Here is a 15292-nt window from a genome sequence, read left to right as displayed (position 1 = left end):
GCCCGCGCCGTAAAACAGCACGAGCATCGCCTTTAGTCCCTTACTTGTTAGAAAGTGTCCAATTTTCCGACGTAAGAAGAAAAGCCGATGCACTTTTTATATGTCGTGTGCCCGCAGGCACGGAGTTGAAAGGTTGTTTTCTACTGCTTCATAGGCGTCGCGGTTTGGTGTTTGATCGTACAAATATAAGCAATTCTGAATTCTGAATTGTAAATTCTGAATTATTTCCTGTCCGCAGGACGGTAAATAAGCGCCACGGCGGAGACGGAGATGCCTTCCTCGCGCCCCTCGAAGCCCAGATGCTCCGTGGTCGTGGCCTTGACCGACACCCGGTCGTCGTCTACGCCCATTGCGCCGGCCATCGCACGGCGCATGGCGTCGATGTGCGGCCGCAACCTGGGCTGCTGGGCGCGGATCGTGCAGTCCACGTTCCCGATCTCGTAGCCCTTTTCGCGCAGCAGTTCCGCCACGCGGCGCAGCAGGATCTTCGAGTCGATGCCCGCAAAATCGGCCGACGTGTCGGGAAAGTGCAGCCCGATGTCGCCCAGCGCCGCGGCGCCCAGCAGAGCGTCGCACAGGGCGTGGATCGCCACGTCTCCGTCCGAGTGGGCGACGCACCCTTTCGTGTGGGCGATCTCCACGCCTCCCAGAACCAGCGGCAGGCCGTCGGCCAGCGCGTGTACGTCGTATCCGTGTCCTATTCTGAAATCCATTCGTTCCCGTATTTTATATTGTCAAAGTTACGGATTTTTTCCTAACTTTGCAAAAATGCAAAAATCTATGTCGGAAATAACCTCTTTGGAACCGCGTCTTGTCTGGGAACAGTTCGACGCCATCACGCGTGTGCCGCGTCCTTCGAAGAAGGAGGGCAAAATCATTGATTTTCTGGTCGATTTCGCCAAAAAGCACCATATCGAATATAAAAAGGACGCCATCGGCAACGTCGTGATGCGCAAGCCCGCCACGCCGGGCATGGAGGAGCGCGCAGCCGTGATCCTCCAGTCGCACATGGACATGGTCTGCGAAAAGAACTCCGATGTGGAGTTTGACTTCGACAACGATCCCATCCGCACGCGTATCGACGGCGAGTGGGTCCGGGCCGAAGGTACGACGCTGGGCGCCGACTGCGGTATCGGCATGGCCGCCGCGCTGGCCGTGATGCTCGACGAGACGGTGGAGCACGGTCCCGTCGAGGCGCTGTTCACCGTCGACGAGGAGACGGGCCTCACGGGCGCGTTCGAGCTGGGCGAGGGGATGCTCACGGGCAAATACCTCGTCAACCTCGATTCGGAGGACGAGGGCGAAATCTTCATCGGCTGTGCGGGCGGCATCGACACCATCGCCACGTTCCACTACACGATGGAGCCGTCGCCGAAGAACTACACGTTCTTCCGTGTCGACGTGTCGGACCTTCAGGGCGGACACTCGGGCGACGACATCGACAAGGGCCGCGTCAACTCGAACAAGACCGTGGCGCGCCTGCTGTGGGACGGCATGCAGTCGTTCGAACTCAAACTGTGCTATTTCAACGGCGGCAACCTCCGCAATGCCATTCCCCGCGAGGCTTACGCCATCTTCGGCGTTCCGGCCCGCTTCAAGGAGGAGTTCGTCAAGCGTTACAACCTTTTCGCCGCGGACCTCGAAGCCGAATTCCGCTTCCGCGAACCCAATTTCAAAATCACGCTCAACGAGATGCCCCACGTCGACGAGGTGCTCGACAGCAGGACGCAGTCGGCGCTGGTCTACTCGTTGGTGGGCGTTCCCAACGGGGTCGTGGCCATGTCGTTCGCTGTTCCGGGGCTGGTTGAGACCTCGACGAACCTCGCTTCGGTGAAGTTCGCGGAGGGCAACCGCATCGTCGTCACCTCGTCGCAGCGGTCGTCGGTCGAGAGCGCCAAGACCTACGTGATGCAGATGGTCGAGTCGGTCTTCGCGCTGGCGGGCGCCGATGTGGCCCATTCCGACGGCTATCCGGGCTGGATGCCCGACCCGCAGTCGAAGCTGCTGGAGGTCACCGTCGATGCCTACAGACGGCTGTTCGGCTCCGAACCCAAGGTCCGCGCCATCCATGCCGGGCTGGAGTGCGGTCTGTTCCTCGAAAAGTATCCCGATCTGGAGATGGTCTCCTTCGGTCCGACGCTCCGCGGTGTGCATTCGCCCGACGAACGGCTCGAAATCGCCACGGTTCCCAAGTTCTGGAAACTGCTGACCGAAGTCCTGAAAACAATCTGATTCCGATTCCGGCGTCCCCGCTGCGGGGACGCCGGAATTTGTCATGCCCCATCCCCGTCTGACGCTGCTTCTGCCGTGTCGCGACGGCTTTTCTGTTTGCCGGACCGTTTTGCCGCGCTGCATGCGATCCGGTTTTGAATCGTCGGACTTTTTGCTATCTTTGTGTTCTGTAAAGTCGCAAAGATATGCTGAAAAGTCGTTGTGCCCTGTTGTTTCTCCTGTTTCCGTGTGCGGCGGCGGCCCAGTACCCCGGCGACGAATACTATCCCTATGCCGAACGCGAGGAGCGGCGCGAACTGCTCACGACCGATTCGACGATCTTCTACCGCGCCGTGCAGTCCCCTTCGGACCTCTACGGCCTTCGCACCGGTTTCAACCTGCCGCAGGTCGCGCTCCGGCGCCGCGGACTGGATTACACCCTGGAACGCACGTCGCTCATGGGCGTTGCGGTTTCCTACCGTTACCTCGCGGCGCTGCGCCTGCTCGGGGCCGAAGAACAGCGCTATGCGGGGCTTGCCGCCGCGCCCGGGGAACCGGCTGCGGCGGGCGGCATGCGGGCGTTCCGGTTTTCGGACGGGGAGCCGTTGCAGCCCTTTCTGGCTTCGGTCCGCTTCACCGACCGCAATTACCTCGTGGGAGCGAAAGCCGCCGTCTCGGCGTCGCCGGGCGACGGCTGGCGCATTTCGGCGGCTCTCGACGCCCGCTCCGGCCGCGACATGCACGTCGAAGGGGTCTTCACCAATGCCGTGACCGCCGGACTGCGCCTTGCCCGGCGTTTCGGCGAAGGGCACGAACTCTCCGTGCTGTGTATCGTGCCGCCCTCGGTGCGGGGCACGCGCCTCTCCTCTTCGGAGGAGGCTTTCACGCTCACGGGCGACCGTCTCTACAACCCGGCGTGGGGCTGGCAGGACGGCAGGGTGCGCAACTCCCGCGTGCGGCGCGAGACGGTTCCGCTGGCCCTGGCCGCCTATGCCGTGCCGCTGTCGGCTTCGACCTCGTTCGCCGCCACGCTTGCCGCCGAGGCGGGCGTCGCGAAGTACAGCATGCTCGACTGGTACGACGCCCGCACGCCGATGCCCGACAATTACCGGTATCTGCCCAGCTATACGGGCGACCGGGAGACCGAGCAGGCGTGGCTCGCCCGCGATCCGCGCTACACGCAGATCGACTGGGACGAGCTGATCCGCCAGAACCGCATGGCGGGCGGACATGCGGTCTATGCGTTGGAAGACCGTGTCGAACGGCTCTGCAACCTCGCTTTCGACGCGTCGTTCGCCACCGAAGCCGACGCCCGGCTGACGCTCCGCTACGGAGTTTCGCTCCGCCGCGAAAACACCCGTTCCTACAAGCAGATGCGCGATCTGCTGGGCGCCGGGTACGTTACGGACATCGACCGCTTCCTGATCGACGACGACACGTACGGCAATCTGTTGCAGAATGACCTGCGGCATCCCGGACGGACGGTCCGCGAGGGCGACCGCTTCGGCTACGATTATGCGCTGACGCTGCGCGGGGCTGCGCTCCGCTTGCAGGCCGATTACCGCTCCGACCGTTTCCGGGCCGATCTTTCGGTCGTGCTGGGGAGCGATGCCGTCAGCCGCCGGGGCTATTACGAGAAGGAACTTTTTCCCGGCGGGCAGTCCTACGGCCCTTCGCGCGTCATGCGGTTCACGCCCTACACGCTCAAGGTCGCGGCGGGCTGGGCCTTCACCCCGCGCCGCTATATCGAAATCGCCGCCGCGGCCGCCGCCCGGACCCCTCGGGCCGGGGATCTTTTCTTTCAGCCGCTCTATAACAACCGTACGGTCGACAACCCCGTGCCCGAACGCATCTACGCCGCCGAACTCAACTGCCGCCTGACGGGACCCGTCGTCGATTTTCAGGCGGCGTTCTTCGCTGCCATGACGCTCGACGGCATCGAGACACGGACGTATTACGACGACATGGCCTCGGTCTACTGCGACATGGCCGTGACGGGCGTCGGGCGCATGTCCTGCGGCGCGGAGGCCGCGGCCGACATCCGGCTGTCCTACCGCTGGCTGCTGTCGCTGGCCGCTTCGGCCGGACGCTACGAATACATTCGCGATCCGCGCGTCACGGTGCTCTCCGACGTGGATAACTCGGCCGTCGACGTGCAGGCCGTGAGCCGTATGGGCGGCTGCGAGACGGGCGGCGCCCCGCAGCTGACCGCTCTGGCGGAGATCTCCTGGTTCGGCCCGAAAGGGTGGGGATGCCGCGCTTCGGCAGGATATGCCGGGCGGCGTTACGTCGAACCGATGCCCCTGCGCCGCACCGACCGCATCGCGAGTCAGGGCGGTATCACACGGGAGTTTTTCGACGCCTTCACCCGGCAGGAGCGGCTGCCGGACGCCTTCACGCTCGATGCCGCGCTGTTCAAGTCGTTCCGGTTCGAACGTTCGCGGCTCACCGCGTCGCTGATGCTGCGCAACCTGACGGGCGAGGCCGATACGGTCTATGGCGGCTACGAGTCGCTGCGCGTGCGCCGCATCCGCCCGGGCGACGACACGCTCTACGCGCCCCACGCCTCGCGCTGCACCTATGCGTGGCCCCGCTCGTTCTATCTTACAATCTCTTACCGGTTTTGATCCGCACGTAAAAAAACGTCCGGATTTTTTGGATTTCCGCGTTAAATTCGTATTTTGGAGAGGCAAAAACCTTAAAAACTTCCAGATCCATGATTATCGGTATTCCAAAAGAGATCAAGAACAACGAGAATCGCGTTGCTCTTACCCCCGCAGGCGCCCGGGAGCTTGTCAAACGGGGACACAAAGTTTATGTGCAGGCTACGGCCGGTGTGAACAGCGGATTTGCCGATGATGCCTACACGGCCGTCGGGGCGGAGATGCTTCCCTCGATCGAGGAGGTCTACGCCCGGGCGGAAATGATCGTCAAGGTCAAGGAACCGGTGGCTCCCGAGTACAAACTCATCCGCAGGGACCAGCTGGTTTTCACCTTCTTCCATTTCGCCAGCAGCGAACCCCTCACCCGTGCGATGGTCGACAGCGGGGCGGTCTGCTGTGCCTATGAGACCGTCGAGCGCGCCGACCGTTCGCTGCCGCTGCTGATCCCGATGTCGGAGGTCGCGGGGCGCATGGCCGCGCAGGAGGGACGCTATTTCCTCGAAAAACCCCGCGGCGGCAAGGGCGTGCTGCTGGGCGGCGTGCCGGGCGTGAAGCCCGCCAAGGTCTTCGTCATCGGTGCGGGCGTTGTCGGAACGGCTGCGGCGCGCACCGCTGCCGGAACGGGAGCCGACGTGACGATCTGCGACATTTCGCTCCAGCGGCTGACCTATCTGGCCGACGTGATGCCCCGCAACGTCAAGACGCTGATGTCTTCCGAATACAACATCCGCGAGGAGCTGAAGCATGCCGACCTGGTGGTCGGTTCGGTGCTGATTCCGGGAGCCAAGGCCCCGAAGCTCGTCACGCGCGACATGCTCCGGGAGATGGAGCCGGGAACGGTGATGGTCGACGTGGCCATCGACCAGGGCGGCTGTTTCGAGACTTCGCGCCCCACCACGCACGAGGACCCGGTCTATTACGTCGACGGCATCCTGCACTACTGCGTGGCCAACATTCCGGGCGCCGTGCCCCGCACCTCGACCCTCGCGCTTACGAACGCGACGCTTCCCTACACCATCCAGCTTGCCGACAAGGGCTGGCGGCGCGCCGCACAGGAGAATCCCGAGCTGGCGCTGGGGCTGAACATCATCGGCGGCAGGGTGGTCTGCAAACCCGTGGCCGACGCCTGGGGGCTGCCTTACGAACCGTTGGTGCTGTAACCTGCCGGGGCGGTAATCCGCAGGCGTTGTAACCTGCCGGCCTGTTTTGCGGCGGCCTCCCTGTCCATCCGGGACGGGGAGGCCGCCGGTGTGTAATTATCCGACTTTTTGGACGATTTGTTTTTGAAATTATTAAATAATTCATATATTTGCAAGAGAGCAAGGCAGTTACGTCGGTCATTCCGGTTTCATTCCGGTTGGAATGCGTCGCTAAAAGCGTCGAATCTTCAAGTCCGGCGACTGTTTTTGTTACGGATCGTAAGCAATACAGAAAGTCAGGGTGGCGTTTGCCGCACGGAAAGCGTGGGGCGGCGTCATTAAGTTTTATTCGATAAAGAGGTTAGTATGAGTGAGAGATTGTACATTTTCGACACCACGCTGCGCGACGGTGAGCAGGTCCCCGGTTGTCAGTTGAACACCACCGAAAAAATTGAAGTCGCCAAGCTGCTCGAAAGCCTCGGCGTAGACGTCATCGAGGCGGGATTTCCCATCTCCAGCCCCGGTGATTTCAACTCCGTGCTGGAGATTTCCAAGGCCGTTTCCGAGCCGACGATCTGCGCGCTGACCCGCGCCGTGAAGAAGGACATCGACGTTGCGGCCGATGCGCTGCGGCTGGCCAGGCGCAAGCGTATCCATACGGGCATCGGCGTTTCGCCGCAGCATATCTACGACAAACTGCGTTCCACGCCCGAGAAGATCGTCGAATCTGCCGTCGAGGCGGTGAAATATGCCAAACGCTACGTCGAGGATGTGGAGTTCTATGCCGAGGACGCCGGGCGCGCCGACGTCGAGTACCTCGCCCGCGTGGTCGAGGCGGTCATCCGGGCCGGCGCGACGGTGGTCAATATCCCCGACACGACGGGCTACTGTCTTCCGAACGAATACGGCGCGAAGATCAAATACCTCGTGGACAACGTTCCCAACATCGACCGGGCGATCATTTCGACCCACTGCCACAACGATCTGGGCATGGCTACGGCCAATACGCTGAGCGGCATCCTGAACGGCGCACGGCAGGCCGAGGTCACGATCAACGGCATCGGCGAACGGGCCGGCAACACCTCGCTCGAAGAGGTGGTGATGACGCTCCGCTGCCACAAGGACGTGGCCGTCGACACGAACATCAATTCGCGCCTGATCACCAAGGCCTCGCACCTGGTGTCGAGCCTGATGAACATGCCCGTGCAGCCCAACAAGGCCATCGTGGGCCGCAACGCCTTCGCCCATTCGTCGGGCATCCATCAGGACGGCGTGCTCAAGCAGCGTCAGACCTACGAGATCATCGACCCGCAGGACATCGGGCTGAACGAGTCGGTCATCGCCCTCACGGCCCGCAGCGGGCGCGCGGCCCTCGTGCACCGGCTCGAACTGCTGGGCTACGACCTCACGCAGGAGGAATTGGACGCCACGTACGAGAAATTCCTCGCCCTGGCCGACCGGAAGAAGGAGATTCACGACTACGACCTGTTGTACCTCGTGGGCGACATCGACCGCATGAAGCAGCAGTCCATTTCGTTGAAATTCATGCAGGTGACCACCGGGACGCTGGTTCCGACGGCTACCGTGGTGCTGAAATTCGGCGACCACGAACGCATGTCCACCGCCACGGGCAACGGTCCGGTCGACGCGGCGGTCTCGGCCATCAAGAAACTGATCAACGAGAAGGTGGTGCTTGCGGAGTTCCTGATGCAGGCCATCACGCGCGGTTCGAACGACGTGGGCCGCGTGCATGTGCAGGTCGAGTGCGGCAGCCGCACGGTCCACGGATTCGGCGCGCACACCGACACCACGCGGGCTTCGATCGAGGCGTTCCTCGACGCGCTGCGCGCACTCAACGTAACCGAAAAAATCGAGGAGGAGGATTGATATGGGACGAACGCTTCTGGACAAGATATGGGACGCGCACACGGTGCGTGTCGAGGACGGCGGCCGCTGCGTGCTCTACATCGACCGGCAGTATATCCACGAGGTGACGTCGCCCGTGGCTTTCGCGGGGATCGAACGCCGCGGCTTCGGCGTCGCGCGTCCGGCGCAGATCACGGCCACGGCCGACCATAACATCCCGACCGTCGACCAGCACCTTCCGATCGGGGAGCCGGAGTCGCGGCGGCAGGTCGAGACGCTGGCCGAGAACTGCGCCCGCCACGGCATCGAGCACTTCGGCGTGGGACACCCCAGGCAGGGCATCGTGCACATCATCGGCCCCGAGCTGGGATTCACCCAGCCGGGCATGACGATCGTCTGCGGCGACAGCCACACTTCGACCCACGGAGCTTTGGGCGCCGTGGCGTTCGGCGTGGGGACTTCGGAGGTCGAAATGGTCTTCGCCAGCCAGTGCATCCTCCAGACCAAACCCCGCACGATGCGCATTACGGTCGACGGCGCGCTGCGTCCGGGCGTCGAGGCCAAGGATGTCATCCTCTATATCATCTCGAAACTCACCGCTTCGGGCGGCACGGGCCATTTCATCGAGTTTGCCGGCAGCACGATCCGTTCGCTCTCGATGGAGGGCCGCATGACGGTCTGCAACATGAGCATCGAGTGCGGCGCGCGCGGCGGCATGATCGCCCCCGACGAGAAGACCTTCGAATACCTCCGGGGCCGCGAACGCGCTCCGCAGGGAGCCGCCTACGACGAGGCTGTGGCCCGCTGGCGGGAACTTTACAGCGATCCCGACGCGGTTTTCGACAGGGAGTACCGCTTCGACGCCGCGGACATCGCCCCGATGATCACCTACGGAACCAATCCCGGAATGGGGATGGCCGTCGACGGGACGATTCCCGCCGACGCCGATCCCAAGGCGTTGGAGTACATGGGTTTCAGACCCGGGGAGCGGATGTTGGGCAAAGCGGTCGACTACGTGTTCGTCGGCAGTTGCACCAACGGCCGCATCGAGGACCTGCGCCGTTTCGCCCGTCTGGTCGAAGGCCGCCGCAAGGCGGACAACATCACCGCATGGATCGTTCCCGGCTCGAAGGGCGTCGAGGCCGCCGCGCGGGCCGAGGGACTGGACCGCATCCTCGCCGCAGCGGGTTTCGAACTCCGCCAGCCGGGCTGTTCGGCGTGCCTGGCGATGAACGCCGACAAGATTCCGGCGGGTAAATACAGCGTTTCGACCTCGAACCGCAATTTCGAGGGCCGGCAGGGTCCCGGCGCCCGTACGATGCTGTCGGGTGTGGCCGTTGCCGCCGCCGCCGCGGTGACGGGCGTGATTTCCGATCCGCGCGAAGTGTTCGATATGTAAAAGATTATCATTATGTCCATACCCAAATTCGTAACCTTCACCTCGGGGGCCGTTCCCGTCGAGGTGGAAAACATAGATACCGACCAGATCATCCCGGCGCGCTTTCTGAAAGCCACCGAACGCAAGGGCTTCGGCGACAACCTTTTCCGCGACTGGCGCTACGACGCCGCGGGGCAGCGGATCGCTTCGTTCCCTTTGAACGATCCCCGCTACGAGGGGCGAATCCTCGTCGCCGGGCGCAATTTCGGCTGCGGAAGTTCGCGCGAGCATGCCGCCTGGGCCATCGCCGACTACGGTTTCCGCGTCGTGGTGTCGAGCTTCTTCGCCGACATCTTCCGCAACAACGCCCTGAATAACGGCCTGCTGCCGATCCGTGTGAGCGAGGAGTTTCTGAAAGCTGTTTTCGGCGAGATCCGGCGCGACCCGAAGGCGCAGTTCACCGTCGATCTGGGCAACCAGACGCTGACCATCGTGTCGGACGGGCGCAGCGAGGGTTTCGAGATCGACGCCTACAAGAAACGCTGTCTCGAAAACGGCTACGACGACGTGGACTACCTGCGCAGTATCGCCGACCGGATCGAGGCCTTCGAAGCCGCCCGCAAATAGCCTGCGCCGATGTTTCCCCCGGTTGAAATCATGGACACCACGCTGCGCGACGGCGAGCAGACCTCGGGCGTCTCCTTCAACGCCCGTGAAAAACTCTCCATCGCCCGGCTGTTGCTGGAGGAACTGCACGTAAGCCGCATCGAGATCGCCTCGGCGCGGGTCTCGCAGGGCGAACAGCAGGCCGTGCGCGCCATCGCCGAATGGGCTGCCGCCAAGGGCTATGCCGACCGTGTGGAAGCGCTGGGATTCATCGACGGCGGGGTGTCGCTCGACTGGCTCGGGACCGCCGGATGCCGCGTGGTCAACCTGCTGGCCAAAGGTTCGCGGAAACATTGCGAGGGGCAGCTGCGCCGCACGCCCGAACGGCATCTGGAGGATGTGCGCGCCGAGATCCTTGCGGCCGTCGACCGCGGGATGAAGGTGAACCTCTACCTTGAGGATTGGTCCAACGGCATGCGCCGTTCGCCCGACTACGTCTACGCGATGCTCGACGGACTGGCCGACGCTCCCGTCAGCCGGTTCATGTGCCCCGATACGCTGGGCGTCCTCGACCCCTACGACACCGAACGTTTCTGCCGCGACCTGGTGGAGCGTTATCCGTCGCTGCATTTCGATTTCCACGCCCACAACGACTACGACCTCGCCGTGGCCAACACCGCCGCCGCCGTGCGTGCGGGTTTCCACGGCGTTCACGTCACCGTGAACGGGCTGGGTGAGCGGGCCGGCAACGCGCCGCTGTCGAGCGCGGTGGCCGTGCTGCACGACCGCCTGGGCCGCACGACGGGGATCGACGAAACGAAGATCAACCGCGTCAGCCGCACGGTCGAGAGCTATACGGGCATCCGCATTCCCGCCAACCGACCGATCGTCGGCGCGAGCGTCTTCACGCAGTGCGCGGGCATCCACGCCGACGGCGACAGCAAGAACAACCTCTACTTCAACGAACTGCTTCCCGAGCGTTTCGGGCGCGTCCGCGAATACGCCCTGGGCAAAACCTCGGGCAAGGCCAATGTCTTGAAAAACCTCGAAGCGCTGGGCATCGACCTCGACGAGGCTGCGATGCGCAAGGTGACCGAACGGGTGGTCGAGTTGAGCGACAAGAAGGAGCAGGTGACGGCCGAGGACCTGCCGTATATCATCGCCGACGTGCTGCGCTACGACCCGGTCGACACCCCGGTCCGGATTCTCAATTACAGCCTCTCGCTGGCGCAGGGGATGCACCCCGTCGCGACGCTCCGGATCGAGATTCACGGCTGCGCGTACGAGCGGACCTCGGCGGGCGACGGCCAGTACGACGCCTTCATGCGTGCCCTGCGGCAAATCTACCGCGAACAGCTCGGGCGCGAGTTTCCGATGCTGCGCGACTATACCGTTTCGATTCCGCCCGGAGGCCGCACCGACGCCTTCGTGCAGACGATCATCACCTGGGAGATGGACGGCCGCGAGTTCAAGACCCGCGGGCTGGACGCCGACCAGACGGAGGCTGCCATCAAGGCGACTGTCAAAATGTTGAATATCATTGAAATAAACTATAACGACAATGGATGTTAAAATCGCTCTTTTAGCCGGCGACGGCATCGGTCCCGAGATCGTCGCCGAAGCCACGAAAGTGTTGGACCGCGTGGCGGAAAAATTCGGACACAAGATCGAATACCGTCCCGCATTGGTGGGCGCCGCGGCCATCGACGCCGTGGGCGACCCCTATCCCGACGAGACGCACGCCGTCTGTCTTGCGGCGGACGCCGTGCTGTTCGGAGCCATCGGGGACCCCAAATACGACAACGACCCCACGGCGAAGGTGCGGCCCGAGCAGGGGCTGCTGCGGATGCGCAAGTCGCTGGGGCTGTTCGCCAACCTGCGCCCCGTGGCGCTGTTCGACGCCCTGGCCGACCGTTCGCCGCTCCGGGCGGAGGTGGTCCGCGGCACGGATTTCATCTGCGTGCGCGAACTCACGGGCGGCATCTACTTCGGCCGTCCGCAGGGCCGCGACGAGGAGGGCGCGCGCGCCTTCGACACCTGCACCTACACGGTCTCGGAGATCGAACGGGTCCTGCACGTGGCGTTTCGGCTGGCCGTGTCGCGCCGCCGCAAACTGACGGTCGTCGACAAGGCCAACGTGCTGGAAACCTCGCGTCTGTGGCGTGAAACGGCCCAGCGGGTAGCCCGGGAGTATCCCGAGGTGGCGGTGGACTATATGTTCGTGGACAACGCTGCCATGCAGATCATCCGCCAACCGGCTTATTTCGATGTCATCGTCACCGAAAACATGTTCGGCGACATCCTCACCGACGAGGCCAGCGTCATCAGCGGTTCGCTGGGCATGCTCTCCTCGGCGAGCGTGGGGGCCGAAGTGGCCCTTTTCGAGCCGATCCACGGCTCCTATCCGCAGGCCGCGGGAAAGAACATCGCCAACCCGATGGCCACGATTCTTTCGGCCGCGATGCTTCTGGAGCACCTGGGTCTCGATGCCGAGGGCAGGGCTGTGCGGCGTGCCGTCGATCGGGCGCTGGCCGAAGGAGTCGTCACCGAGGACCTTGCAGCGCCGGGCGAAAAGGCCCGTTCGACCTCCGAGGTGGGGGATTACGTCGCTTCGCAGATTTAATCCCGTTATTCCGAATTGCCGGCAGACCGTTTTTTCGCGGTCTGCCTTTTTTGGGTGTCGTAACGACACTTTTATTTTTGTTGCGGCGTTTTACCGAACTGCATGCGAATCAATTTTGTTCTCGTCCGACTTTTATGTACCTTTGTCGCTTCAAGAACAATGAATGACATGGCAGGTTCCAATTTCGTAGATTACGTAAAGATATTCGCCCGCTCGGGGCACGGCGGCGGCGGCTCGACGCATTTTCGCCGCGAAAAATTCGTGGCTTTCGGCGGTCCCGACGGCGGTGACGGCGGCAAGGGCGGGAGCATCGTCCTGCAAGGCGACAAGCAGTACTGGACGCTCATCCACCTCAAATACCAGCGTCACCAGTTCGCCGAGGACGGCGAGCACGGCTCCGGGGCGCGCTCCTCGGGCAAGGACGCCCGCGACATCGTGATCCCGGTTCCGCTGGGCACGGTAGCCAAGCGCGTTTTCGAGAACGAGGACGGGACTGCGACCACCGAAACGGTGGGCGAGGTGACGGCCGACGGCGAGCGGCTCGTGCTGCTCCGGGGCGGCCGGGGCGGTCTGGGCAACTGGCATTTCAAGAGCGCCACTAATCAGACGCCGCGCTACGCCCAGCCGGGCGAGGAGGGTGAGGAAGGCACGTTCATCCTCGAACTGAAGGTGCTGGCCGACGTGGGGCTGGTGGGCTTCCCCAATGCGGGCAAGTCTACGCTGCTCTCGGTCGTTTCGGCCGCGAAGCCCAAGATCGCCGATTACGCCTTCACGACGCTGGAGCCAAACCTCGGTATCGTCGAGGTCCGCGACCACAAGTCGTTCGTCATGGCCGACATTCCGGGCATCATCGAGGGTGCGCACGAGGGCCGCGGTCTCGGAACCCGTTTCCTGCGCCATATCGAGCGCAATTCGGTGCTGTTGTTCCTGATTCCCGCCGACAGCGACGACATCCGCCGCGACTACGACGTTCTGCTGGGCGAACTGACGCAGTACAATCCCGAACTGCTGGACAAGGAGCGCCTGCTGGCCGTCACCAAGTGCGACATGCTCGACGAGGACCTGATCGCCGAGATGCGCGGCCACCTGCCCGAAGGCGTGCCGTCGGTCTTCATCTCGTCGGTCTCGGGGCTGAACATCCCGCGGCTCAAGGATATGCTGTGGGAGGCGTTGCAGCGGTAACCCCCGCCCGCGTTGTCCGCGTTGTCCGCGCCGGACGTCCGGCGGTTGGGCGTGTTGCTGCGGAATGCGCTGCCGTGCCGGAAAACTCCGCTTCGCGGTTGGTGACGCGCAGGGTGTATTTCCCGGCGAAATAGTCGATGATTCCATACAAGGAGCCTGTGCCCTGGGGCAGAGGCTCCTTTGCGTAGACGCAGGTCGCGGCGGTCCGCACGGTGAAGGTTCGGCCCCGGGTGTCGACGATCTCGCGCTCGGTGGCGACGGCGCGGCCCGTCTCCGGGTCGGTGTCGCACCAGGTTTTCCCGGCGTCGGCGAAACGCACGTCGTCGAAACGGACGCGTGTGTCGATGTGCCGGGCCGAGACGGCGTCGAACGTAAGGAGCTGTGCGGAGGGTGTCTCGCCGCCGGGCGGTTCGGTGCGGATGTACCGCGCCAGCTCTTCGCGCGGAATGCACCCTGCGCCGCCGTCGCCGGGTGTCGTTCCCAGCTGGATTTTCCCGCCGTAGTCGCACAGCGTAAGGCCGTTGCAGCGTACGGTCGCCACGATGCCGAACGGATAGAGGTCTGCCAGCGGGGAGCCTTCCGCGGCGATCGAGATGCCGCCCGAGGCGTCTTCGACGACGATCGTCCTGTGAAATTCGCCGTAGAGGTCATTGGCCGTGACGAATCCGCGGATGGTGATGTCCTGCGCTATCGCGACGCTGCTCTTCCCGTCGCAGAGCGATTTGAGGTAGGCGACCGAATTCTGCGGCTCCGGAGGACGGACCGTGAATTCGGGCTGCGTGGCCCGGTCGCATCCGGCCGGCAGCGTCAGCAGGCTAATGCGTGCAGTCGTTCTCATCGCGCAGTTTGAGGATGTAACGCCCGTCGCCCGCGGCGTCGTACTGGAGAATGCCCGTCAGCGAGACCGTGCCGGCAGGCACTTCGGCGTCGGCGAAACGGGCGTATCGGCGGACGTAGGTGTAGACGGCGTTGCCGTCGGCGTCGGTGAAGCGTTTGTAGCCCGCCCAGGTTGCCGCCGAAAGGTCTTCGGGGGTGTAGCGCACGCCGTCGATGCGGACGAGCGTGCCGCAGCGGCTTTCCGTAAGCGCGGGAATGGCAAGCGGGGCAGGGGAGGGCGCAGCCAGGGCTTCGCCGCTGCGGACCAGCACGGAGCCGAGCGCCGCCCGGGAGCCGATGTAGTCCGTTGCGTAGCCGCTTCCGGCGGCGGGCGGACGTCCCGCCTGCAACACCCCGCGGCTTTCGGCGATGGCGAGTCCCCGGAGCGAAAGCGTTACGCGGCTTCCTATGGGGAAGCCGTTGTGCAGATGGTCGATACCGGCCATCACTTCAAGTCCCGCTTCAGCGTCGCAGATGCAGAGCGTGCGGTAGAAATTCTCCGCGCGGTCGCAACTCGCGACCCTCCCCGTGACGACGATGTCGCCCGTAACGGTGAAGGGCGTGCCCGCATAGCGGTCGCGCAGCGCGGCGATGGTCTCCGTCGCGGGTTTCCCCTCGCCGTCGTCGTCCGGTTCCCCGAACCGGGAGTCGTAGCACCCGGTCAGCAGGAGCGCGGCGACGGCGCCGAAAAAAGGTATGGGACGGAAGTGAAACATATTTTTACGCAATGCGGTGATTCATACGGACC

Annotated in this window: 12 protein-coding genes; 9 read left to right on the top strand and 3 right to left on the bottom strand. The window is 63.7% G+C overall.

Features of this window, described 5'->3' with window-relative positions; genetic code table 11:
* Positions 1-221: 221 nt before the first annotated feature.
* On the bottom strand, positions 222-713 hold the full coding sequence (gene ispF, locus DWW03_RS05435; protein ID WP_118406455.1) for a 2-C-methyl-D-erythritol 2,4-cyclodiphosphate synthase: 492 nt from the start codon (positions 711-713) through the stop codon (positions 222-224).
* 67 nt (positions 714-780) lie between these two features.
* Here ispF and DWW03_RS05430 point away from each other — a divergent pair, with 67 nt between their 5' ends.
* The 9 genes from DWW03_RS05430 to obgE all read left to right on the top strand — a co-directional run bounded on the left by DWW03_RS05430 (position 781) and on the right by obgE (position 13668).
* Complete coding sequence (locus DWW03_RS05430; RefSeq protein ID WP_022062458.1) at positions 781-2232, top strand: aminoacyl-histidine dipeptidase; 1452 nt, start codon at positions 781-783, stop codon at positions 2230-2232.
* 185 nt (positions 2233-2417) lie between these two features.
* The gene (locus DWW03_RS05425) at positions 2418-4838 is read left to right on the top strand and encodes a TonB-dependent receptor (RefSeq protein WP_118406454.1); all 2421 of its coding nucleotides are present in this window, start codon (positions 2418-2420) and stop codon (positions 4836-4838) included.
* Between the two features lie 89 nt (positions 4839-4927).
* A complete protein-coding gene (ald, locus tag DWW03_RS05420) occupies positions 4928-6034 on the top strand; it encodes an alanine dehydrogenase (RefSeq protein WP_118406453.1) in 1107 nt (368 codons plus the stop codon).
* A 345-nt stretch (positions 6035-6379) separates the two neighbouring features.
* Complete coding sequence (locus tag DWW03_RS05415; RefSeq protein ID WP_022062456.1) at positions 6380-7900, top strand: 2-isopropylmalate synthase; 1521 nt, start codon at positions 6380-6382, stop codon at positions 7898-7900.
* A 1-nt stretch (position 7901) separates the two neighbouring features.
* A complete protein-coding gene (gene leuC, locus DWW03_RS05410) occupies positions 7902-9278 on the top strand; it encodes a 3-isopropylmalate dehydratase large subunit (RefSeq protein ID WP_022062455.1) in 1377 nt (458 codons plus the stop codon).
* A 12-nt stretch (positions 9279-9290) separates the two neighbouring features.
* Positions 9291-9884: a 3-isopropylmalate dehydratase small subunit gene (leuD, locus tag DWW03_RS05405; protein ID WP_015547759.1), complete on the top strand. Its 594-nt coding sequence runs from the start codon at positions 9291-9293 to the stop codon at positions 9882-9884.
* A gap of 9 nt (positions 9885-9893) precedes the next feature.
* Positions 9894-11435: an alpha-isopropylmalate synthase regulatory domain-containing protein gene (locus DWW03_RS05400; protein ID WP_118406452.1), complete on the top strand. Its 1542-nt coding sequence runs from the start codon at positions 9894-9896 to the stop codon at positions 11433-11435.
* A complete protein-coding gene (gene leuB / locus DWW03_RS05395) occupies positions 11425-12486 on the top strand; it encodes a 3-isopropylmalate dehydrogenase (RefSeq protein ID WP_118406451.1) in 1062 nt (353 codons plus the stop codon). The genes DWW03_RS05400 and leuB overlap by 11 nt, the downstream gene beginning before the upstream one ends.
* Positions 12487-12654: 168 nt before the next feature.
* On the top strand, positions 12655-13668 hold the full coding sequence (gene obgE, locus DWW03_RS05390) for a GTPase ObgE (RefSeq protein ID WP_022062452.1): 1014 nt from the start codon (positions 12655-12657) through the stop codon (positions 13666-13668).
* Here the strand turns inward: obgE and DWW03_RS05385 are convergent.
* Together DWW03_RS05385 and DWW03_RS05380 are read right to left on the bottom strand one after the other, a co-directional pair.
* Positions 13634-14506 carry a DUF5689 domain-containing protein gene (locus tag DWW03_RS05385; protein ID WP_118406450.1) on the bottom strand — a complete coding sequence of 291 codons (873 nt, stop codon included), beginning with the start codon at positions 14504-14506 and terminating at the stop codon, positions 13634-13636. The genes obgE and DWW03_RS05385 overlap by 35 nt on opposite strands.
* Entirely contained in the window at positions 14484-15260 is a 777-nt protein-coding gene (locus tag DWW03_RS05380) for a DUF5689 domain-containing protein (protein ID WP_118406449.1), read from the bottom strand. The genes DWW03_RS05385 and DWW03_RS05380 overlap by 23 nt, the downstream gene beginning before the upstream one ends.
* Positions 15261-15292 lie beyond the last annotated feature (32 nt).

This window comes from Alistipes sp. AF14-19 (genome assembly GCF_003461645.1).
Classification (GTDB): domain Bacteria; phylum Bacteroidota; class Bacteroidia; order Bacteroidales; family Rikenellaceae; genus Alistipes; species Alistipes shahii.
The sequence above is the reverse complement of the archived record's forward strand: the minus strand, read 5'-3'. Positions and strand labels throughout refer to the sequence as shown.